The organism is Diaphorobacter sp. LI3, assembly GCF_022807955.1.
In the GTDB taxonomy this organism is placed as follows: Bacteria; Pseudomonadota; Gammaproteobacteria; order Burkholderiales; family Burkholderiaceae_C; genus Diaphorobacter; species Diaphorobacter nitroreducens.
Map to the genome: position 1 here is coordinate 2,846,676 of NZ_CP094346.1, position 20,215 is coordinate 2,866,890.

Below are 20,215 nucleotides of genomic sequence, written 5' to 3' on the forward strand. Positions count from 1 at the left end.
ACATCGAATGAACGCCCGTGTTGACTCCCAAGTGCTCAACCAGCTCAGCAACCGCCACCTGGACGCGCTGGAAGAAGAAACCATCTTCATCCTGCGCGAGGTGGCCGCGGCCTTCGAGCGCCCCGCCCTGCTGTTCTCGGGCGGCAAGGACTCGCTGGTCATGCTCAAGTGCGCCGAGAAGGCCTTCGGCGCGGGCCGCATTCCCTACCCGCTGCTGATGATCGACACGGGGCACAACTTCCCCGAGGTGACCGACTTCCGCGACTTCCGCGCGAAGGAACTGGGCGCCGAACTCATCGTGCGCAGCGTCGAGGATTCGATGGCGCGCGGCACCGTGCGCCTGGCCCACCCCGGCGAATCGCGCAACGTGCACCAGTCCGTCACGCTGCTCGAAGCGATTGAGGAGTTTCGCTTCGACGCCTTGATCGGCGGTGCGCGCCGGGACGAGGAGAAGGCGCGCGCCAAGGAGCGCATCTTTTCCCACCGCGACAGCTTCGGCCAATGGCAGCCCAAGGCGCAGCGCCCCGAGCTGTGGACGCTGTTCAACACCCGCCTGACCCCCGGCGAGCATTTCCGCGTCTTTCCCATCAGCAACTGGACCGAGCTGGACGTGTGGCAGTACATCGAGCGCGAGCAGGTCGCCCTGCCATCGCTGTACTACGCCCACCCGCGTGAAGTGGTGGAGCGCCGCGGCCTGCTGGTGCCCGTCACGCCGCTCACGCCCCCGAAGGACGGCGAAGCGGTGCAGACGCGCACCGTGCGCTTTCGCACCGTGGGCGACATCACCTGCACCTGCCCGGTGGAAAGCCTGGCCGCCACGGCTGGCGAAATCGTGATCGAGACCCTGGCCGCCGAGGTCAGCGAGCGCGGCGCCACGCGCATGGACGACAAGACCAGCGACGCCTCGATGGAAAAGCGCAAGAAAGACGGGTATTTCTGATGACCACCGCCACTATCAATTCAATAGCTTCCAGCGCACAACCAGAAAGCGCTAGCGGCACAAATGATCACATTTCCGCGCTGCGCTTCATCACCTGCGGCAGCGTGGACGATGGCAAGAGCACGCTGATCGGCCGCCTGCTGGTGGACAGCCGCGCCGTGCTGCAGGACCACCTGGCCGGCGTGCAGCGCGGCGGAGAGACCGACCTGGCGCTGCTGACCGACGGCCTCAGTGCCGAGCGCGAGCAGGGCATCACCATCGACGTGGCCTACCGCTACTTCGCCACCGAGGCGCGCAAGTTCATCATCGGCGACGCGCCCGGCCACGAGCAGTACACGCGCAACATGGTCACCGCCGCCTCCCAGGCCGACGCCGCCGTAGTGCTGGTGGACGCTACCAAGCTCGACTGGCAGAACCCCCAGCTGACGCTGCTGCCGCAAACGCGCCGCCACAGCCTGCTGGTGCATCTGCTGCGCGTGCATTCGCTGGTGTTCGCTGTGAACAAGCTCGACGCGGTGGCGGACCCACAGCTCGCCTACCGCCACATCCGTGCCGCGCTGGAGCAGTTCGCCCGGCACGCGGGCATCGCCGTGGCGGGCGTGGTGCCGGTGTCGGCGCTCAAGGGCTGGAACGTGGTAGACGCCAAGCCCGGCTGGTGCGACTACGCGGGCCCGAGCCTGCTGCAGATCCTGGAGCGGCTGCCCAACACCCCGCCCGACGCCGGCCTGCCCCTGGCCTTCCCGGTGCAGTGGGTGGAGAAATTTTCTTCCTCGTCCGACACTTCGCAGGGGCGCCGCGTGTTCTGGGGCCGGGTGGGCACGGGCCGCGTGCAGCCGGGTGCGCAGGTCGCCATCTTCCCCAGCGGCCAGCTGGCGCAGGTGGCGCAGGTCCTGGACCATGCGCGCCGCGCCACCGGCGTGGCCGCGGGCCAGAGCGCGGGCATCACCCTCGACCGCGAGGTGGACGTCTCGCGCGGCGACTGGATCGTGGCTGCGCCTGCACCCGCTGCCGCGGCCGAGGACGACTTCGACACCCCCGCCGCCGTGCCCGCATGGCCCGGCCAGCGCGAGATCACCGCCACCGTCGCGTGGATGGACGACGAGCCGCTGGTGGCGGGCCGCGTGTACTGGGCGCTGCACGGCCACCGCTGGGTCAAGGTCAAGGTGCGCCGCGTGGTTCACCGCCTGGACATCAACACCCTGGCCGAGGAAGACGCCACCCAGCTGGAGCCCAATGCCATCGGCCATGTGGAGCTGCTGCTGCAGGAACCCCTGCCCGCGGCGCCGTTCGCGCGCAGCCGCGTGCTCGGTTCGCTCATCCTGGTCGACACCGCCAGCCACAAGACGGCGGGCGCCGTGCTGGTGAACGCACCGGCCCCAAAAGCTTGATCAACGTTAAGGTTTCCGCGCCTCAGGCATGGTTGGCTGGCCTGCTGAGGCGGCGGTCGGCCTAAAATCGCGGGCTAACCCCATACCAGAACACAACTACTCATGACTCACGTCGTCACCGAAAACTGCATCAAGTGCAAATACACCGATTGCGTGGATGTGTGCCCCGTGGACTGCTTCCGCGAAGGCCCCAACTTCCTCGTGATCGACCCCGACGAGTGCATCGACTGCGCCGTGTGCATCCCTGAATGCCCGGCCAACGCCATCTTTGCCGAGGAAGACCTGCCCAGCGACCAGCTGGCCTTCATCAAGATCAACGCCGAGCTGACGCCCAAGTTCAAGAGCATCACCAAGCGCAAGGCAGCGCTGCCTGACGCTGACGACTGGAACGGCAAGCCCGGCAAGCTGGACCAGCTGGAGCGCTGACTCCCGCGCTCCCGCCACGCCCCGCATGCACCCATCCCCCAGCAGCCCGACGCCCCAGGCCGCGGACGCCGTGGTGATCGGCGCCGGGCCGGTGGGGCTGTTCCAGGTCTTCCAGCTCGGGCTGCAGGGCATCGCGGCGCACCTGGTTGATGCGCTGCCCCATGTGGGTGGCCAGTGCGCCGAGCTGTATCCCGACAAACCCATCTACGACATTCCCGGCATCCCTGTGTGCACGGGCCTGGGGCTCGTGGAACTGCTGCAGCGGCAGATCGCCCCTTTCGCCCCCACGCTGCACCTGGGCCAGCAGGTCCACGCGCTGGCCGCGCAGGCCGACGGACGTATTCTGCTCACCACCACCGCCGGCACCGCGCTGCTGGCGCGCAGCATCTTCATTGCCGCGGGCGTGGGCGCCTTCGTGCCGCGCGCCATCAAGGCCGAGGGGGTAGAGGCGCTGGCCCCCGGCCAGTTGCTCTACCACCCTGACGCCGCTACGGCCACCCGTGCCGCGACCGGCAAGCGCGTGGTGGTACATGGCGGCGACGAGGCGGCCGTGCAGGCGGCGCTGGACTGCGTGGACGCTGCCGCGCAGGTGCTGCTGCTGCACCGGCGCGATGCCTTCCAGGCCGCGCCCGCGCTGCTGGCGCAACTGCAGGCACTGCGCGAGGCGGGCCGCATCCAGGTCGTGATCGGCCAGATCACGGGCGTGGAGACCGCGCCCGACGGCACCCTGCAGGCGCTGGCCCTGCTGGACCCGCAAGGCGAGCCACAGCGCCAGCCGCTGGACCTGTTGCTGGCCTACCTGGGCATCTCTCCCCGCCTGGGGCCCATTGCCGACTGGGGCCTGGCGATGGACCGCAAGCAGCTGACCGTGGACACGGCCACTTTCGCCACCAGCGTCCCCGGCATCTACGCCGTCGGCGACATCAACACCTACCCCGGCAAGCGCAAGCTGATCCTGTGCGGCTTCCACGAAGCCACCCTCGCCGCCTTCGCCGAGGCTGAACGGCAGGCGGGCCACAAGCTGCCCCTGGAATACACCACCAGCAGCGAACGGCTGCAAGCCCGGCTGGGCGTCGCCCCGGCCCGCTGACCTGCGGCGACGGCGCGGCGCGCCCTGCGGCATGCGCGGGGCGCTATTGAAGCAGGAGCTTGCAGCGCTCTTTCTGCCTTGTTTCCAAATAGAAAACTGTCTCAGAATAGCTTGTATAGTGCGCTGGCAGCTATATTTTTCATAGCAATTGACGTTTCGGCCATCGGTTCGCGCCTGAAACGGCCGGAACTTCGCACGCGGGCGGCCCTCCACCTGGGGGTTGTCATCCCTCAGTTCCAACTCCAAGGAGATCACCCCGTGCCCTTCGCACTGCCCCTGCCGCATCGCATCCTGTCCAAAGCCCTGGCCGCCGCCACGCTGGCCCTGCCCCTGCTCATGCCCGCCGGCGTGCAGGCGCGCGATTTCGTCAGCATCAAGGGCAATGCGGTCAACGTACGCGAGAAGCCCAGCACCCGCTCGGCGACGCTGTGGGAGCTGGGTCGGGGCTATCCGCTGCAGGTGCAGCAGCGCAAGGGCCGGTGGCTCCAAGTGCGGGATTTCGAGGAGCCGCTCGGCTGGGTGTATGCGCCGCTGACCAGCAAGACGCCGCACCGCGTGGTGACGGCACGCGTCGCCAACCTGCGCGCCGGCCCCGGCCAGCAGCACAAGACCGTGGGCAAGCTGCAGCAGCATGAGGTGGTGCGCAGCCTGGGCCAGTCGGGTAGCTGGGCCCGGGTGCAGCGCGAAGACGGGCAAAAGGGCTGGGTGGCCCGGCGCCTGACCTGGGGCTGGTGATATTTCGGGTGCCGCGGCGGTGTGGGCCTGTGGCGCGCGCGGTGCCCGGCGCTCCCTCAGCCGCCCGTTACTCGATCACACGCTGCGCCACCGGCGCATAGCCATGGTTGAGCGGCCCGTGGCCGTGACCGGTGCGCACATCGGCCCCGGCAGCGATCGCGCCCAGAATGTACTGGCGAGCCAACCGCACCGCCTGCGCCAGCGGCTGGCCCAATGCGAGGTGCGCAGCGATCGCCGACGACAAGGTGCAGCCCGTGCCGTGGCCGTTGTGCGTGACGATGCGCGCAGCTTCCAGGCGGTGGCGCTCGTCGCCAGGCAGGGCCAGCACATCCACCACCCGGTCGCCCGGCAGGTGCCCGCCCTTGAGCAGCACCGCGCGCGCGCCCAGCGCCAGCAGGTCGGTGGCGGCCGCGTCCAGCGCGCTTTCGTCGGCAATGGCGCGGCCCAGCAGCCAGCCGGCCTCGTCCAGGTTGGGGGTGACCACGGCGGCCAGCGGGAACAGCGCGCGCACCAGCGTGCCCACGGTCTCCTCGGCAATCAGCCGGTCGCCGCTGGTGGCGACCATCACCGGGTCCAGCACCACGTTGGGCAAGCCATGGCGAAGAATCGCGTCGGCCACCACCTGCACCACCTCGGGCGAATGCAGCATGCCGATCTTCACCGCATCCACGCCGATGTCCTCGACCACGGCGTCGATCTGTGCGCGCAGCATCTCGGGCGGAATGCCGTGGATGCCCGTCACGCCGCGCGTGTTCTGCGCGGTGATGGCGGTGATCGCGGTCATGCCGTAGCAGCCCAGGGCACTGAAGGTCTTCAGGTCGGCCTGTATGCCCGCGCCGCCGCCGCTGTCCGAGCCCGCGATGGTCAACACGCGCGCATAGCGCCGGCCACCGCCGGGCGTCTGTGTCTCTTGGTTCATGGCAAAAATTATCGGCCAAGCCGCAGCGCATTCAACGCAGCCGCGGCAACGCCAGAGCCTGCGCCACGTCAACAACAGGGGCACCACCCCTGTGCTGTAATGCCGGCCACGGACGAAACAGGGGTGTCCCCGCCGCACTAAGAACGTGTTGACGAAAGCGGCAGGCGACTGAGAAATACCCTAAGCACCCGATCCAGGTCATGCTGGCGTGGGGAGTTTCAACAGCATCGGCGCGCCGCGCGCTCCCGTTTTGTCCTTTGGTTGTTTGGCCTGGCCTTTCATCACGGACACGATGCACACTTTCCCCACCCTTCGCTCCTCCTCCCGCGTCACCATCTTGGGCGCGGGCCTCATGGGCCGCCTGCTGGCCGTCGAACTCGCCCGCCAGGGCCACGCCGTTGAGGTGCACGAGGCAGGCACCCGCGCCGCCGAAGGCGCCGCAGCCTACGTGGCCGCCGCCATGGTGGCCCCCCTGGCCGAATCCATCGTGGCCGAGCCCGGCGTGGTGCGCATGGGCGTGCACTCGCTGGCGCGCTGGCCTGAGCTGCTGGCACCGCTGGCCGCACCGGTGTACTTCCAACATGACGGCACGCTGATCCTGTGGCACCGCCAGGACGCACCCGAAGCCGCGCGCATGCGCCTGAAGTTCGAGCAGACCCAAGGCCTGGTGCCCGGACTGCCGCGCATGCAGGCGCTGGACAGCGCCGGCGTGGCTGCACTGGAACCCACGGCCGCACAGCGCTTCCACCAGGGCCTGTACCTGCCCGGCGAGGGCCAATTGGACAACCGCCAGGCACTGGCCGCGCTGGCCGCCACCATGGACCAGTTGGGCGTGGTCACGCATTGGGGCAGCGCGCGCCGGCCGGCCGACTTCACTCCCGGCCAGGCCGGCCAGCCCGACTGGGTGCTGGACTGCCGGGGCCTGGGCGCGCGTGCGCAATGGCCGCAACTGCGCGGGCTGCGCGGCGAGGTGGTACGCCTGCACGCGCCCGACGTGACGCTGCAGCGCCCCACGCGCATCGTGCACCCCCGCTACCCGATCTACATCGCACCGAAGGAGAACCACGTGTTCGTCATCGGCGCGACCGAGATCGAATCCGACGACATGTCGCCCGCCAGCGTGCGCTCCACGCTGGAGCTGCTGAGCGCCGCCTACGCCGTACATCCGGGCTTTGCCGAGGCGCGTATCCTAGAGATCTCCACCCACTGCCGCCCCACCCTGCCCGACAACCTGCCCGCGGTGCGCGTAGTGCAGGATCGCGTGCTGGAGGTCAACGGTTTGTACCGCCACGGCTTCATGATCGCGCCGGCCATGCTCGATGTAGTCATGCAGGTGCTGAACACGGGACAATCCGAGCTCGCCCCTGGATTCGACCTCTCGCTGCAGCTCGACCGCGAAGCTGCGCTGCACACATGAACGTATTCATCAACCAAAACGCCGTGCAACTGCCCGATGGCGCCACCGTCGCCGACGCCGTGGCCCACCTGGCCCCCCAGCCACCGTTTGCCGTGGCCGTGAACCTGCAGTTCGTGCCCAGTGCCCGCTATGCCGCGCACGCCCTGCAGTCCGGCGACCAGATCGAAATCATTGCGCCGGTCACCGGCGGTTGAAACCATTGCTCATGAACAGTCCTACATCCTCCCCCGACACGCTGGTGCTCTACGGCCAGGCGTTCCAGAGCCGCCTGCTGCTGGGCACCGCGCGCTACCCGTCTCCCGCCGTGCTGGAGGCCGCCGTGCAGCGCGCGCGGCCCGCGATGCTCACCGCATCGCTGCGCCGCCAGGGCAGCAACCCGGCCGAATCCGGCAGCAGCTTCTGGGAGCTGCTCAAGCGCCTGCAGGTGCCGGTGCTGCCCAACACCGCCGGCTGCCATAGCCTGCAGGAAGCCATCACCACCGCCCATATGGCGCGTGCAGTCTTCGAGACCCCCTGGATCAAGCTGGAGCTGATCGGCGACGACTACACGCTGCAGCCCGATACGCTGAACCTGGTGCAGGCAGCCGAGCAACTGGTCCGCGAAGGCTTCTACGTGCTGCCCTACTGCACTGAAGACCTGGTGCTGTGCCAGCGCCTGGTGGACGTGGGCTGCCAAGCCGTCATGCCGTGGGCGGCGCCCATCGGCACGGGCCGCGGCCCGGTGAACCCCTATGGCCTGCAGCTGCTGCGCGAGCGCCTGGACGTGCCGCTGCTCGTGGACGCCGGCCTCGGCCTGCCGTCCCACGCCTGCCAGGTGATGGAATGGGGTTACGACGGCGTGCTGCTCAACACGGCCGTGGCCCTGGCGACCGACCCCGTGCAGATGGCCGGCGCCTTTGCCGATGCCGTCGCCGCAGGCCGCGCCGCCCGCATGGCCGGCGCGATGACGCCGCAGGAGGCGGCGCAACCCAGCACGCCCGTGCTGGGCACGCCGTTCTGGCACCACGCGCAGGGCTGAGCATGCCGCAAGCCGCCGCGCCATTGCCTTCTGCAGCCGCCATGGAGCAAGCCATCCGCCAGCACCATGCGTCGGCGTTCGCGGGCTTCCCGCCCCAGCCGATGCCGGCGACAACCGTGGAAGACCCCGTGTACCGCGCAGCCCTTGCGGCCTGCTGCGCCCTGGGTTTCATCGCCCATGACGCAGACTGCCTGGCCCGTGCCTGGGCTGCGCAGACGCGGCGCACCGGCCGCTTCGACCCGGCGCAGTGGCCCGACGAGCCCGCAGACTTCGGACTGCAGCCGCGCCCCCATGCGCACCCCTTTAAAGCCTGCCCACAGAACCTGGGTCTCTACGCCGTATTGCCCGATGCCCAATGGGTGGGCCGCATGGCGCAGGCCGGCGTGCCGACGGTGCAGCTGCGCTTCAAAAGTGACGACCCTGCGGCCATCACGCGCGAGGTACGCGCCGCAGTGCAGGCCGTGCAAGGCACCGCTTCGCTGCTGTTCATCAACGACCATTGGCGCCAGGCCATCGCGGCCGGGGCCTATGGCGTGCACCTGGGCCAGGAGGATCTGGATGCGCTGAGCCCCGAAGAGCTGCGCACGCTGCGCGAGTCCGGGGTGCGCCTGGGCGTGAGCACGCATGGCTATGCCGAGATGGTGCGCGCTGACGCGGCCAGCCCCAGCTACATCGCCATGGGCGCGGTGTTCCCCACCACGCTCAAGAAAATGGCCACAGTGCCCCAGGGCGTGGCACGGCTGACGGGCTATGCCCGGCTGATGCGCGGCTATCCGCTGGTTGCCATCGGCGGCATTGGCCTGGCCCAGTTCCCGCAAGTGCTGGCCACCGGAGTGGGGTCGATCGCCGTGGTGCGCGCCGTGGTGGCGGCCGATCAGCCGGAAGCCGCTGCGGCGCAGCTCATGCGGGCCATGGACGCCGGCAGGCGATAGCCCCGTCCGCGCACGGCGGGCGTTCGCGCTTCAGAAGCGGTTCTTTTGCGACTGCTCCAGTTCGAAGCGCAACTCCAGCTTGTCGTTTTCCATGCCAAAACCCACGGCCTGCCCTTGCGCGGGCGCTGGGGTGACGGGCACGGGCGGTAGATCGCTGAGGGTGATGTGAGGCGGCCCGGACTCGTCCACGTCCACCGCGGCGGCGCAAGTGGATGCTGGCGAGCCGTCATCCACCGGCAGCAGCGCCAGGCCGGCCGCCATCGAGTCCAACGACCGGCCCGTCCCATCCTGCGCGCCCATCGGGTGGAGCGCTGGCGTGGCATGCGGGGTGGTGCGCGCGCGGGGCGGCGGCGCACCGCGCAAATGTGCGGGCGTGGTCTGGGCGATGGACAGCAGCAGCAGCAGATCGTCCAGCGCCGCCAGGTCGAAGGGCCCCTCGCCCTGCGTCTGTCCCCGGTGAAATAAGAGGCCCTCCAGCACGGCCAGCACCTCGGGCGAGGACCACGCCGCCTCGACCCGTGCCAGCGCCTCGGGGTGGTCTTCCAGGCTCCGGCCCAGTTGCTGGAACTGCGCAAATGGAGGCACGCGTACGTTGAACCGCTCCTCGACCTGCGCACGCAGGCCGTCGAAGCTGTCGGTTCGCCCCAGTTGGTGGTACAGGCGCAGCAGTTCGAGATGCGCCAGCGGCGAGTCTTCGCCGTGCTGCGCGATGTATTGGCGCAGCACATGGATCGCCTGCTCGTGCTCGCCCACCGAGGTGAAAAATTCGGCCTGCTGTTGCAGATCGAACAGCGACTCGGGCTGCACACCGGACTGGGCCCTTGCCTGCAAGGGCTCCACAGCCGGCGCCGCCACCGCGGGGCCTGGAGCCGCCGCGGGTGCACTCACTGGCGCGGCGGTAGGCGTGAGCGGAGGCGGCCCACTGTCCGGCCCTTGCGGCGGTGGCGCTGTCGGCTGCCAGACATCGCGCGCATCCGGCTCCACCTGCAGCCGGAGCTTGCCATCAGGGCCTTCCGCGGCCACGGCCCCGTCCCGCAGGCCACCGCTGAGTGCCACCGAGTCACGCCATGCCTGCAGCGCCTCGCGCCGGGTGCGGCGCAGCAGCCAGGCAATGCAGGCCAGCGCGAGCACCAGCAGCCCCGCGAGCATGTACACCACGGTCGCGGGGAACCCCTGCGAGTCCACCTGCGCCAGGCGCTCGCGCAGCTCAGCCGCCGTTGCGCGCTCGCGCTCCACCAGCTGGCCCTGCGCGGCCGCATCAGCCTCGAGCCTCTTGAGCCGCTCTTCAAACAGCTGTGTTTGGGCCGTCGAAGTGTCCAGCGCCTGCCACCACGCGGCCGACTCCGCACGCAAGGCCTCGCTGGGGCGCGGCGACATCTGGGGCGGCTCGCGCGTGAGCTGCAGCGCGGACGCATTGTCAGGACCCAAATCCAGGGGTTCCATTACCAGGCGGGAGGGAGCCGCCGCAGCCGCGGGCGGCGAGGCTTTGGCGCTGGTGCGCAGCGTCGTGGCGGTCTTAGCTGCCCGCGATGGGCGTGTCGCCCGCTCGGCCGGGGCATGCGTGGACGCCGCGGGAACACGCGGCTGCGCACGAGGCCGCCGGACCGTGCGTGCGCCCTCCCCCTCGCCGCCCAATGCATTCCGCACTTGCGGCGTAGCGCGTGGTGCGGGCACCGCCAGGCGCGACAAATCGATGGGCTGCCGTGCCGCTGGGGGTGCAGTGCCGGGCGGGTCTGCCAAGAACGTGTAGGTGCGCGACACACGCCCTTCGCAGCCGGCGGTGAGCGTGGCAGTCAGCACCGGCTCATCCACGGGAATGAGTAACCGTCTTCGAAGTCAAGCGCAATGAAGCGACTTGTCCCAAGGTTTTCCAGTGCGCACCATGGCGTTGAGCGTGGTGAGCAACTTGCGCATGCAAGCGACCAGGGCGACCTTGGGCAACTTGCCAGCGGCCTTCAGACGCTCGTAGAAGGCCTTGATGGCCGGGTTGTAGCGGGTGGCCGTGAGCGTTGCCATGTACAGCACGCGGCGGATCTCGAAGCGCCCGCCTTGTACGCGCCGCCTGCCCTTGCTGCCGCCGGAGTCATTGGCCATGGGCGCCACGCCCACCAATGCAGCGATCTCGCGCCGGTTCAGCCGGCCCAGCTCTGGCAGCTCGGCAATCATCGTGGCACTGGCCACCGGGCCGACTCCCGCAGCCGACTGCAGCAGCGTGTCGAGCTCCCCAAAGTGCTCGCGCACATGCGTGACCATCTGCTCTTCGATCTCATCGAGCTGCGCCTTGATCGCCGCCTCGATGGCCTCGATGCTGGCGTGCAGCTTCTTGGGCGTGATCTGCAGCCGTTGGCGCTCCGAATGGAGCATGGTCAGCAACTGGCGCCTGCGCGTGACCAGGGCCGCGAGCCACTGCTGGCGCTCATCGGCCAGGGGGCGCAAGAAGCGCTGCAGATCGTCGCGGCGCAGCAGCACCGCTGCCAGCTCGGCCAGCGTGCGCGCATCCACCGCGTCGGTCTTGGCCAGGCGTCCCATGGATTTGGCGAAGTCGCGCGCCTGGCGCGGGTTGATGACCGCCACGGGCAGGCCTGTGGCCTGCAGGGCACACGCTAACGCGGCCTCGTAGCCGCCGGTGGCCTCCATCACCACCAGACCCACGTCCAGGGGCTGCAGGGCAGCCGCCAGCGCCGAGTGGCCTTCGGCATCGTTGTCAAACCGCTGGGCGCTGCTCTTGGCACCCAGCACACAGACATCCACGTGCGCCTTGGCCACGTCGATGCCCACCGTCACTGAGGTAACAGACATGATCTTCAGATCCCTTGCTTGTGCATGCGCGCTCAATCAAGGCGCGCGTAACCGTTCGGGCTTCACGAAGACCAGCGCGGCGGCCATGCGTTCTGTACTCAGTCACGGGCTCTATCACCCCAGCGCCTACCAAACTGCACGGGCCGGTCTGGCCGCCTCAACGGCGTTCAGACTCTACCGCGCTGGTCTGGTTTAAAGATACAAGCGCCTGCACGCGCACCATCGGAATGGCGCCTCCTTCCAGGGGAGTGACATGCACACGCGTTTCGGGGACAGTGGTTGCGCCTAAGACCAGCCGCGCCCCGAGGCAGGAAGACGCGACGGTCTTGCCGGGATCAGGCCGTACCTCGAAGGTGAGATCGATCGTGGACCCCAGAACCACTGTGCCGTGGCTGCCGCCAAGCGAAAGCGCGCTGGCCCCAAACGCTGCGGCATAGATCCAGGCGCCGACAAGTAGGTTACGCATAAACACAATGGTTTCAATTTGTTTATAAATTTTGCCATAACCCTGCCGCATCCGATAGCGCTAGATAATTGCCGCCATGCAAACGGTCTTCACTTCAATCGGCATCGTGGGCACTGGCGCCATGGGCCGCGGCATCGCGCAGATCGCCGCCCAGGCAGGCAGCACGGTCTACCTCTACGACACCCATGGCGGCGCCGCCGACGCCGCCCGCACCCACATCCAACAGCAGTGGCAGCGTCTGGTGGACAAGGGTCGGCTGGACGAGAGCCTGTTGCCGGCTCTGGTGCAGCGGCTGGTTCCCGTCACGTCGCTGCACGACTTCGCGGCTTGCGAATTGGTGGTGGAAGCCATCGTCGAGCGACTGGATGCCAAGCAGGAACTGCTCAAACAGCTCGAAGCCATCGTCTCGCCCGAAGCCGTGCTGGCCAGCAACACGTCATCGCTGTCCATCACCGCCGTGGCCGCACCGCTGCAGCGGCCGCAGCGCATGGCAGGCTTTCACTTCTTCAACCCGGTGCCGCTGATGAAGGTGGTCGAGGTCGTGGCCGGCCTGCGCACGGACCCCCATGTCTGCACCCGCTTGGCCGGCTATGCGCGCGCCATGGGCCACACCCCGGTGATGGCGCAGGACACGCCGGGCTTCATCGTCAACCATGCGGGGCGGGGCTATGGCACCGAGGCGCTGCGCATCGTGAGCGAGGGCGTGGCCGATTTCGCCACCGTGGACCGCATCCTGCGCGACCAGGTGGGTTTCAAGCTCGGCCCCTTCGAGTTGCTGGACCTCACCGCGCTCGATGTGTCGCACCCGGTCATGGAATCGATCTACCGCCAGTACTACGACGAGCCGCGCTTTCGCCCCAGCGTGATCACGGCGCAGCGCTTGAGCGGCGGCCTGCTGGGCCGCAAGTCCGGCGAGGGCTTTTACCGCTACGTGGACGGTGCGCCCGAGCTGCCGGCCGAGCCGCCGGTGCCCGAGGTATCGGGCCTGCCGCCGGTCTGGGTCTCCACGCGCGCCGCCCGCCGCGCCGAGCTGTACCAGTTGCTCAAGGACCTGGGGGCAACGATCGAGACGGGCACCTCGCCCTCGGCCCAGGCGCTCACGCTGGTCGCGCCACTCGGCTTTGACGTGACCACCGTGGCCGTGGTGGAGCGCCTGGACCCCGCGCGCACCATCGGCATCGACATGTTGATCGACGACGCGGCCACCCGCCGGCGCGTGCTGGCGACCAACCCCGCCACGCGCGAAGACATGCGCGACGCCGCGCACGCGCTGTTCGCGCGCGACGGCAAGCCAGTGAGCGTGATCCGCGACAGCGGCGGCTTCGTCACACAGCGCGTCGTGGCCAACATCGTCAACATCGCCGCGGACATCTGCCAGCAGCGCATCTGCAGTCCCAAGGACCTGGAGACCGCCGTGACCCTGGGCCTGGGCTACCCGCTGGGCCCGCTGGCCATGGGCGACCGCTGGGGCCCCACCAACATCCTGGAAGTGCTCTTCAACATGCAGACCGTGTACGGCGACCCGCGCTACCGCCCCAGCCCCTGGCTGCGCCGGCGCGGCGCCATCGGCCTGAGCCTGACGCACGAAGAACCCTGACCTTGCAACCACCCGCGCCGCCATGCCCGCCGAACTGCAAAGCACCAGCCAGGGCCAGACCCTGGTCCTGACCCTTCGCCACCCCGAGCTGCGCAATGCCCTGGAGCCGGCGATCTGCGCAGCGGGCATCGAGGCCCTGAACGTGGCGGAGCGCAATCCCGACGTGCGCTGCGTGGTCATCACGGGCGCGGACGGCCTGTTCAGCGCCGGCAGCAGCCCCCAGCGGCTGCAGGCGTTGCGGCATCAGAGCGCGCCAGCGCAAGTGCATGGCCTGGATCTGCTGCACCACTGGATCGAGGCGATACGCACCCATCCCAAGCCCGTGATCGCCGCCGTGGAGGGCGAAGCCAAGGGCGCGGGGTTTTCACTCGCGCTGGCATGCGACCTGATGGTGGCCGCGCGCAACGCGGTGTTTGCCATGAACCATATCCACGCGGGCCTGTCGCCCGATGGCGGCGCCAGCTGGAGCCTGGCGCAAATGCTGCCCCGCGCGCTAGCGCATGAGATCCTGATGTGCGGCGACCGCATCGACGCCGCACGACTGCAGTCCCTGGGCATGGTCAACCGGCTGGCCGATCCCGGCCGCGCCCTGCATGAGGCGCTGGCGCTGGCCCAGCGCCTGAACGATGGCCCGCCCCATGCGCTGGCGAGCATCAAGGAACTGGTGAGCGAGGCGCGGCACCACAGCTTCACCGAACAGCTCGCGCTGGAGCGCAGCCACTTCGTGCGCAACCTCCAGCATGCCCCGGCGGGCGAAACCCGGGCGGCTTCTGCCGACCCACGCGCTTAAAGCTACTATTTTTATAGCTGCTAACGCTTGACGGTCAAGCGCCGGCGGCTTGTCTCATTCAAACCCATCCATGGCATTGCTGGCTCCGCGGCAGCGGCGCCAGCACGCGCGCGCCCGCGGACGCCCATGTGACAGCCCACTCCCCGCGCCCCGGTCCCTCACGCGACAATGGACTGCAACCCAGTCACGCAAACGACAGACCATGGACGATCCGATTCTTACCATCGATGAACGCGAGGCGATCAACTCAGGTCGCTGGTTTTCTTCCCTCTCTCCTTCTTTGCGCCACGACATACTGCGATGTTCCTACGTCAAACGCTTCAAGGATGGCGCACTCATCGCAGCACGCGGCGACCCGCCCGAGGAATGGATTGCCTGCGCACGCGGCGCCGTGCGCGTGAGCTCCACCTCGATCTCCGGCAAGCAGATCACGCTGACCTACGTGGAGCCGGGCATCTGGTTCGGCGACGTGGCGATCTTCGACGGCGACCGGCGCACGCACGACGCCTATGCGCATGGGGACACCACCATCGTCTGCGTGGCGCGGGCAGACTTCCGCAAGATCCTCGCGCAGCACACCGAGCTCTACGAAGCCATGCTGCGCCTGCATGCACGGCGCATCCGCCAGCTCTTCGGGTTGGTGGAAGACCTCAACACCCTGCCCCTGCGCTCGCGGCTGGCCAAGCAGTTGCTGCACCTGGTGCGCAGCTATGGCGTGCCCAGCCTGTCCGACGGCAACGAAGTGCGCATCAGCCTGCAACTGGCCCAGGAAGAACTGGCGCAGTTGCTGGGTGCGTCACGCCAGCGCGTGAACCAGGAGCTAAAGGCCATGGAGCGCGAGGACGCCATCCGCATCGAGCCCGGCGGCCTCGTGATACGCGACCGGGATGCGCTGATGCGCATCTCCGAAGCCAACCAATGAGCCAGGTTTACAAAAACCATAGCTTCCAGCGCTTGTCCCGCAATGGTTTCCATGTGAAAAGCCTTTGAATTCCATAGCTGACAAGCGCAAGCAGCTCACTTTTTTGAAAGAACCCTCCATCCCCATGAGCAACTTCGAGCACTTCATCGGCACACGCCCCGTCTCCGAGCAGCATGCCTTCGACACCAACGCGCTCACTGCCTGGCTGTCGCAGCATGTGGAAGGGTTTGCCGGACCGCTGACGGTGGAGATGTTCAAAGGCGGCCAGTCCAACCCCACCTACAAGCTCGTGACCCCCACGCGCAGCTATGTGATGCGCGCCAAGCCCGGCCCCGTGGCCAAGCTGCTGCCGTCGGCACACGCCATCGAGCGCGAATACGCGGTCATGCGCGGGCTCGCCGGCACTGACGTGCCCGTGCCGCGCATGATTGCGCTGTGCGAGGACGAGTCCGTCATCGGGCGCGCGTTTTATCTGATGGAGTTCATGCAAGGCCGCGTGCTGTGGGACCAGTCGCTGCCTGGCATGCAGCCGGCCGAACGCGCGGCGATCTACGACGAGATGAACCGCGTGATCGCCGCCCTGCACCGGGTGGACTTCACGGCGCGCGGCCTGGCGGACTACGGCAAGCCGGGCAATTACTTCGAACGCCAGATCTCGCGCTGGAGCAAGCAGTACACCGCCTCGGTCACCCAGCCCATCGCCGAGATGGACGCACTGATGCAATGGCTGCCCGCGCACATGCCCGACAGCGCGCGCGACGCAACCCGCGTGTCCATCGTGCATGGCGACTATCGGCTGGACAACCTCGTGTTTCACCCCAACGAGCCACGTGTGATCGCGGTGCTGGACTGGGAGCTGTCCACCCTGGGCCATCCGCTCGCGGACTTTGCCTACCACTGCATGAGCTGGCACATCCCCGCATCGCTGAGCCGGGGCATCGGCGGGCTGGACCTGGCGGCGCTGGGCATCCCGTGCGAGCGCGACTACATCCAGCGCTACTGCGAACGCAGCGGCATCACCGACGTGGATGCGCTGCACCGGGACTGGAACTTCTACCTGGCCTACAACATGTTCCGCATCGCCGCCATCCTGCAAGGCATTGCCAAACGCGTGGAGGCCGGCACGGCCGCCAGCGCACAGGCCAAGGCCGCTGGCGCCACCGCACGGCCCATGGCGCAGCTGGCGTGGTCCTTCGCACAAAAGAGTTGATCCCCCTTCCCCACTGACGAGAAAGCACCCCATGGACTTCGATTACTCGCCCAAGACCAAGGAACTGCAGGCGCGCCTGATCCAGTTCATGGACGACCACATCTACCCCGCCGAGAAGGCCTATGCCGAGGAAATGGCAGCCAACACCGCCGCGGGCAGGCGCTGGACACCACTGCAAACCATCGAAAACCTGAAACCCAAGGCGCAGGCCGCGGGGCTGTGGAACCTGTTCCTGCCGGTGGACACCGCCCAAGCATCGGGCTACGAAGGCGCCGGGTTGACCAACGCCGAGTACGCGCCGCTGGCGGAGATCATGGGCCGCGTGCTGTGGTCGAGCGAAGTGTTCAACTGCTCGGCCCCCGACACGGGCAACATGGAGACCATCGCGCGTTATGGGTCCGAGGCCATCAAGGCCCAGTGGCTCAAGCCGCTGCTGGAAGGGCGCATGCGCTCGGCCTTTGCCATGACCGAGCCCGATGTCGCCTCCAGCGACGCCACCAACATCGAAACGCGCATCGAGCGCCAGGGCGACCATTACGTGATCAATGGGCGCAAGTGGTGGACCAGCGGCGCCAACGACCCGCGCTGCAAGGTGTTCATCACCATGGGCAAGACCGACCCCGAGGCGCCCAAGCACTCGCAACAAAGCATGATCGTGGTGCCAGCCGATACGCCAGGCATCACGGTGGTGCGTGCACTCAACGTGTTCGGTTATGACGATGCGCCGCACGGCCACGCCGAAGTCCTCTTCGAGAACGTGCGCGTGCCGGTGGACAACATCCTGCTGGGCGAAGGCCGTGGGTTCGAGATCGCCCAGGGACGCCTGGGCCCCGGGCGCATCCACCACTGCATGCGCCTGATCGGCCAGGCCGAGCGCGCGCTGGAACTGATGTGCCGCCGCGCCAGCAGCCGGGTGGCCTTCGGCAAGACGCTGGCACAACAGAGCGTGACCCAGGAGCGCATTGCCGAAGCCCGCTGCAAGATCGACATGGCGCGCCTGCTCACGCTCAAGGCCGCCTGGATGATGGACACCGTGGGCAATAAGGTCGCCAAGACCGAGATCGCCATGATCAAGGTCGTCGCCCCCAGCATGGCCTGCCAGGTGATCGACTGGGCCATGCAGGTGCATGGTGGCGGCGGCGTGAGCGACGATTTCCCGCTGGCCTACGCCTATGCCAACGCGCGCACCCTGCGCTTCGCCGACGGCCCGGATGAGGTGCACCGCAACGCCATTGCCAAATGGGAACTGGGCAAGTACGGCACCTACGGTCGTGGTGCGGCCCAACCGGTCACCCGCGGCGCTTGAGCGCAGCGGGACCTTGCTCCGCAGTTGAAGATCCGGTCCCGGCCTGGCCTACCCATTGGGGTGGCTAGGCCGCAAGTTTTTATCAGCCTGCGTTCAAGTCTTCGCTGCAGCTCCCTGCACGAGGCCTGGCGCCGCACGGAGGAAGGCACGGACCGGCCAGACAGCCAGTGAGTAAAAGCAGCGCGGCATTTCACAAGATAAAATCACCGGTTCCTTGGTTCTGCCCTGCCTCATGAAGAAACACTCGCCGGACGCGCCCGCCAAACCCAGTGTCCAGGTGCTGGAGCGCATGTTCCAGTTGATTGACGTACTCGCTTCGCGCGAGGAAGCCATCTCGCTGAAGGAGATCAGCGAGAAGACGGGCCTGCATCCGTCCACCACCCACCGCATCCTCAATGACCTGACCATCGGCCGTTTCGTGGACCGTCCTGAGTCGGGCAGCTACCGCCTGGGCATGCGCCTGTTGGAGCTGGGCAATCTGGTGAAGGGGCGCCTGAGCGTGCGCGACGCCGCGATGGCACCCATGCGGCAATTGCACAAGCAGATCCAGCAGCCGGTGAACCTCAGCGTGCGCCAGGGGGACGAGATCGTGTACGTGGAACGCGCCTACAGCGAGCGTTCGGGCATGCAGGTGGTGCGCGCCATTGGCGGCCACGCCCCCCTGCACCTCACCTCTACGGGCAAGCTCTTCCTTGCGGCCGACGATCCGCAGCGCGTGCGCGCGTACGCCACGCGTACCGGCCTGCCAGGCCACACGCGCAACAGCATCACCCAGTTGCCCATCCTGGAACGTGAACTGGGCAAGGCGCGCCAATACGGCATTGCGCGGGACAACGAGGAGTTGGAACTCGGGGTGCGCTGCATCGCGGCGGGGGTCTTTGACGACCAGGGCCAGCTCGTGGCAGGCCTGTCAATTTCAGCGCCCGCCGACAGATTGGATGACGGATGGCTGCCCAAGCTCCAGTCCACCGCCGATGAAATCTCCCAGGCGCTGGGTTATACGGCGGGGCAGCGCACAGCCCTGGACGGCCCGCTCAAGACCTGAACGGCCTGACGCCAGCCGTTTGGCGGGTGGGTCGCAAGACGCATGCGGCCCGTGGCCACAACCGCGGCTAACCGTTGGTTCCTGCGTGCAGGATGGCGCCGGCGCTGGGGTGGGTCTTCTCGACCCAGGAGCGCACGCGCTCCGCGTCGCCCAGACGGCTGAACTTTCCTGCCGAATCGAGGAACACCATGATCAACTTGCGGCCCGCCACCTCGGCCTGCATCACCAGGCAGCGGCCCGCTTCCGAGATGTAGCCGGTCTTCTGCAGGCCGATATCCCACGAAGGGCTCTTCACCAGCCGGTTGGTGTTGTTGTATTGCAGGGTGCGCCGGCCAACGGCGACCTCGTGGCTTGGAGACGTGGAGAGTTCACGCAGCAATGCGTCGCCATGCGCCACATTCACGAGCGTCGCCAGATCGTGCGCGCTGGACTGGTTGCGGCTGGACAGGCCGGTGGGCTCGACAAAGCGCGTATCCGCCATGCCCAGCAGCTTCGCCTTGGCATTCATGCGCGCCACGAACGTATCCAGCCCGCCCGGGAACGTGCGTCCCAGCGCATGGGCGGCGCGATTCTCACTGGACATGAGGGCCAGATGCAGTAGTTCACCGCGCGAGAGTGTCGTTCCCACCGCAAGCCGCGAGCCGCTGCCCTTTTCCGTATCCACGTCGTCCTGCGTGATCGTGATGAGCTCATCCATGGGCAAGTGCGCCTCGGAAACCAGCAAGCCGGTCATCAGCTTGGTCAACGAGGCGATGGGCAGCACGGCATGGTCATTCTTGCTGAGCAGAACTTCCTTCGTGTCCTGATCGATCACCAGCGCCACGCTCGACTTCAGGTCCAGCGGATCGCTCACATCGTGCAGCCCTGCCAACTGCCCGAATGAGAGGCGCGCGGGCTCCGCGGCTACGCGCACGGGCGCACGGGCACTCACCGCAGACGCGCGCGCCGCCTTCACGGCCACGGTCCGGCGGGGCGCCTTGGCCGACGATTTAGCGGGGGTGCGTTTGGCAACCGTGGTGGACGCGGCTTTTTTTGCCACCGCCTTCTTGCGTTCGGCCGCATGCACGCCCGGCGAGGCCAGTGCGATGCCCATCACCAGAAGGGCCAATCCCTGAGAGATACGGGAGACGATGCGAGCGCGCATATGCATCAAATGCTCCAAGCAGCAAAAACTGTATGGCAGTGTACAAAATCAAAAAAAGTCGCGCAAGATCA

Annotated in this window: 20 protein-coding genes and 1 riboswitch; of the genes, 15 read left to right on the plus strand and 5 right to left on the minus strand. The window is 67.8% G+C overall.

Annotated elements, in window-relative coordinates:
* Positions 1 to 7 precede the first annotated feature (7 nt).
* The 5 genes from cysD to MRB47_RS13200 all read left to right on the plus strand — a co-directional run bounded on the left by cysD (position 8) and on the right by MRB47_RS13200 (position 4,579).
* Positions 8 to 940 (plus strand): sulfate adenylyltransferase subunit CysD, encoded by a 933-nt coding sequence (gene cysD, locus MRB47_RS13180; protein ID WP_252100917.1) that lies wholly within the window; start codon positions 8 to 10, stop codon positions 938 to 940.
* Entirely contained in the window at positions 940 to 2,328 is a 1,389-nt protein-coding gene (locus MRB47_RS13185) for a sulfate adenylyltransferase subunit 1 (RefSeq protein WP_252100918.1), read from the plus strand. Before cysD ends, MRB47_RS13185 begins: the two co-directional genes overlap by 1 nt.
* A gap of 102 nt (positions 2,329 to 2,430) precedes the next feature.
* Complete coding sequence (gene fdxA / locus MRB47_RS13190) at positions 2,431 to 2,754, plus strand: ferredoxin FdxA (RefSeq protein WP_011805054.1); 324 nt, start codon at positions 2,431 to 2,433, stop codon at positions 2,752 to 2,754.
* Between the two features lie 25 nt (positions 2,755 to 2,779).
* Positions 2,780 to 3,844: an NAD(P)/FAD-dependent oxidoreductase gene (locus MRB47_RS13195; protein WP_252100919.1), complete on the plus strand. Its 1,065-nt coding sequence runs from the start codon at positions 2,780 to 2,782 to the stop codon at positions 3,842 to 3,844.
* Between the two features lie 336 nt (positions 3,845 to 4,180).
* Positions 4,181 to 4,579, plus strand: a complete 399-nt coding sequence (locus MRB47_RS13200; RefSeq protein ID WP_253940149.1) for an SH3 domain-containing protein — start codon at positions 4,181 to 4,183, stop codon at positions 4,577 to 4,579.
* A 67-nt stretch (positions 4,580 to 4,646) separates the two neighbouring features.
* Here MRB47_RS13200 and thiD read toward each other — a convergent pair whose 3' ends face one another.
* Positions 4,647 to 5,498, minus strand: a complete 852-nt coding sequence (gene thiD, locus MRB47_RS13205; RefSeq protein ID WP_047351324.1) for a bifunctional hydroxymethylpyrimidine kinase/phosphomethylpyrimidine kinase — start codon at positions 5,496 to 5,498, stop codon at positions 4,647 to 4,649.
* 109 nt (positions 5,499 to 5,607) lie between these two features.
* Positions 5,608 to 5,730, plus strand: a riboswitch (TPP riboswitch).
* Positions 5,731 to 5,790: 60 nt separating this feature from the next.
* On the opposite strand from thiD, the gene MRB47_RS13210 reads away from it, so the two are divergent.
* From MRB47_RS13210 to MRB47_RS13225, 4 genes are read left to right on the plus strand one after another with little or no spacing between them, the layout of a single operon-like run.
* Complete coding sequence (locus MRB47_RS13210; RefSeq protein WP_252100920.1) at positions 5,791 to 6,915, plus strand: FAD-dependent oxidoreductase; 1,125 nt, start codon at positions 5,791 to 5,793, stop codon at positions 6,913 to 6,915.
* Positions 6,912 to 7,109 carry a sulfur carrier protein ThiS gene (gene thiS, locus MRB47_RS13215; protein ID WP_011805049.1) on the plus strand — a complete coding sequence of 66 codons (198 nt, stop codon included), beginning with the start codon at positions 6,912 to 6,914 and terminating at the stop codon, positions 7,107 to 7,109. Before MRB47_RS13210 ends, thiS begins: the two co-directional genes overlap by 4 nt.
* 11 nt (positions 7,110 to 7,120) lie before the next feature.
* The gene (locus MRB47_RS13220) at positions 7,121 to 7,933 is read left to right on the plus strand and encodes a thiazole synthase (protein WP_252100921.1); all 813 of its coding nucleotides are present in this window, start codon (positions 7,121 to 7,123) and stop codon (positions 7,931 to 7,933) included.
* Positions 7,934 to 7,935: 2 nt separating this feature from the next.
* A complete protein-coding gene (locus MRB47_RS13225; protein ID WP_252100922.1) occupies positions 7,936 to 8,865 on the plus strand; it encodes a thiamine phosphate synthase in 930 nt (309 codons plus the stop codon).
* A gap of 30 nt (positions 8,866 to 8,895) precedes the next feature.
* On the opposite strand, the gene MRB47_RS13230 is transcribed toward MRB47_RS13225, so the two are convergent.
* The 3 genes from MRB47_RS13230 to MRB47_RS13240 all read right to left on the minus strand — a co-directional run bounded on the left by MRB47_RS13230 (position 8,896) and on the right by MRB47_RS13240 (position 12,181).
* Positions 8,896 to 10,308: a hypothetical protein gene (locus MRB47_RS13230; RefSeq protein ID WP_252100923.1), complete on the minus strand. Its 1,413-nt coding sequence runs from the start codon at positions 10,306 to 10,308 to the stop codon at positions 8,896 to 8,898.
* Between the two features lie 393 nt (positions 10,309 to 10,701).
* On the minus strand, positions 10,702 to 11,664 hold the full coding sequence (locus MRB47_RS13235) for an IS110 family transposase (protein ID WP_011804582.1): 963 nt from the start codon (positions 11,662 to 11,664) through the stop codon (positions 10,702 to 10,704).
* A gap of 157 nt (positions 11,665 to 11,821) precedes the next feature.
* Positions 11,822 to 12,181 (minus strand): hypothetical protein, encoded by a 360-nt coding sequence (locus tag MRB47_RS13240; RefSeq protein WP_252100924.1) that lies wholly within the window; start codon positions 12,179 to 12,181, stop codon positions 11,822 to 11,824.
* A gap of 25 nt (positions 12,182 to 12,206) precedes the next feature.
* Between MRB47_RS13240 and MRB47_RS13245 the strand changes: the two genes are divergently transcribed.
* From MRB47_RS13245 to MRB47_RS13270, 6 genes are all read left to right on the plus strand, one after another.
* Entirely contained in the window at positions 12,207 to 13,727 is a 1,521-nt protein-coding gene (locus MRB47_RS13245; protein ID WP_252100925.1) for a 3-hydroxyacyl-CoA dehydrogenase, read from the plus strand.
* A gap of 22 nt (positions 13,728 to 13,749) precedes the next feature.
* The gene (locus MRB47_RS13250; protein WP_252100926.1) at positions 13,750 to 14,517 is read left to right on the plus strand and encodes an oxepin-CoA hydrolase, alternative type; all 768 of its coding nucleotides are present in this window, start codon (positions 13,750 to 13,752) and stop codon (positions 14,515 to 14,517) included.
* Positions 14,518 to 14,719: 202 nt separating this feature from the next.
* Positions 14,720 to 15,439, plus strand: a complete 720-nt coding sequence (locus MRB47_RS13255; RefSeq protein WP_011805043.1) for a Crp/Fnr family transcriptional regulator — start codon at positions 14,720 to 14,722, stop codon at positions 15,437 to 15,439.
* 124 nt (positions 15,440 to 15,563) lie between these two features.
* The gene (locus MRB47_RS13260) at positions 15,564 to 16,649 is read left to right on the plus strand and encodes a phosphotransferase (protein WP_252100927.1); all 1,086 of its coding nucleotides are present in this window, start codon (positions 15,564 to 15,566) and stop codon (positions 16,647 to 16,649) included.
* 31 nt (positions 16,650 to 16,680) lie between these two features.
* Positions 16,681 to 17,955, plus strand: a complete 1,275-nt coding sequence (locus tag MRB47_RS13265; protein WP_015913454.1) for an acyl-CoA dehydrogenase family protein — start codon at positions 16,681 to 16,683, stop codon at positions 17,953 to 17,955.
* 232 nt (positions 17,956 to 18,187) lie between these two features.
* On the plus strand, positions 18,188 to 19,000 hold the full coding sequence (locus MRB47_RS13270) for an IclR family transcriptional regulator (RefSeq protein WP_011805040.1): 813 nt from the start codon (positions 18,188 to 18,190) through the stop codon (positions 18,998 to 19,000).
* Positions 19,001 to 19,067: 67 nt separating this feature from the next.
* Here the strand turns inward: MRB47_RS13270 and MRB47_RS13275 are convergent, their stop codons facing one another.
* A complete protein-coding gene (locus MRB47_RS13275) occupies positions 19,068 to 20,150 on the minus strand; it encodes a serine hydrolase (protein ID WP_252100928.1) in 1,083 nt (360 codons plus the stop codon).
* Positions 20,151 to 20,215: the final 65 nt, after the last annotated feature.

What these genes read in the sequence shown, in the direction of transcription:
- thiS (WP_011805049.1), top strand. Translation starts at nt 6,912, where the DNA reads ATGAACGTATTCATCAACCAAAACGCCGTGCAACTGCCCGATGGCGCC.
- MRB47_RS13210 (WP_252100920.1), top strand. Translation starts at nt 5,791, where the DNA reads ATGCACACTTTCCCCACCCTTCGCTCCTCCTCCCGCGTCACCATCTTG.
- MRB47_RS13220 (WP_252100921.1), top strand. Translation starts at nt 7,121, where the DNA reads ATGAACAGTCCTACATCCTCCCCCGACACGCTGGTGCTCTACGGCCAG.
- MRB47_RS13265 (WP_015913454.1), top strand. Translation starts at nt 16,681, where the DNA reads ATGGACTTCGATTACTCGCCCAAGACCAAGGAACTGCAGGCGCGCCTG.
- MRB47_RS13255 (WP_011805043.1), top strand. Translation starts at nt 14,720, where the DNA reads ATGGACGATCCGATTCTTACCATCGATGAACGCGAGGCGATCAACTCA.
- MRB47_RS13185 (WP_252100918.1), top strand. Translation starts at nt 940, where the DNA reads ATGACCACCGCCACTATCAATTCAATAGCTTCCAGCGCACAACCAGAA.
- MRB47_RS13260 (WP_252100927.1), top strand. Translation starts at nt 15,564, where the DNA reads ATGAGCAACTTCGAGCACTTCATCGGCACACGCCCCGTCTCCGAGCAG.
- MRB47_RS13235 (WP_011804582.1), bottom strand. Translation starts at nt 11,664, where the DNA reads ATGTCTGTTACCTCAGTGACGGTGGGCATCGACGTGGCCAAGGCGCAC.
- MRB47_RS13250 (WP_252100926.1), top strand. Translation starts at nt 13,750, where the DNA reads ATGCCCGCCGAACTGCAAAGCACCAGCCAGGGCCAGACCCTGGTCCTG.
- MRB47_RS13225 (WP_252100922.1), top strand. Translation starts at nt 7,936, where the DNA reads ATGCCGCAAGCCGCCGCGCCATTGCCTTCTGCAGCCGCCATGGAGCAA.
- MRB47_RS13275 (WP_252100928.1), bottom strand. Translation starts at nt 20,150, where the DNA reads ATGCATATGCGCGCTCGCATCGTCTCCCGTATCTCTCAGGGATTGGCC.
- MRB47_RS13230 (WP_252100923.1), bottom strand. Translation starts at nt 10,308, where the DNA reads ATGGAACCCCTGGATTTGGGTCCTGACAATGCGTCCGCGCTGCAGCTC.
- MRB47_RS13270 (WP_011805040.1), top strand. Translation starts at nt 18,188, where the DNA reads ATGAAGAAACACTCGCCGGACGCGCCCGCCAAACCCAGTGTCCAGGTG.
- fdxA (WP_011805054.1), top strand. Translation starts at nt 2,431, where the DNA reads ATGACTCACGTCGTCACCGAAAACTGCATCAAGTGCAAATACACCGAT.
- MRB47_RS13240 (WP_252100924.1), bottom strand. Translation starts at nt 12,181, where the DNA reads ATGCGGCAGGGTTATGGCAAAATTTATAAACAAATTGAAACCATTGTG.
- thiD (WP_047351324.1), bottom strand. Translation starts at nt 5,498, where the DNA reads ATGAACCAAGAGACACAGACGCCCGGCGGTGGCCGGCGCTATGCGCGC.
- MRB47_RS13245 (WP_252100925.1), top strand. Translation starts at nt 12,207, where the DNA reads ATGCAAACGGTCTTCACTTCAATCGGCATCGTGGGCACTGGCGCCATG.
- MRB47_RS13195 (WP_252100919.1), top strand. Translation starts at nt 2,780, where the DNA reads ATGCACCCATCCCCCAGCAGCCCGACGCCCCAGGCCGCGGACGCCGTG.
- cysD (WP_252100917.1), top strand. Translation starts at nt 8, where the DNA reads ATGAACGCCCGTGTTGACTCCCAAGTGCTCAACCAGCTCAGCAACCGC.
- MRB47_RS13200 (WP_253940149.1), top strand. Translation starts at nt 4,181, where the DNA reads ATGCCCGCCGGCGTGCAGGCGCGCGATTTCGTCAGCATCAAGGGCAAT.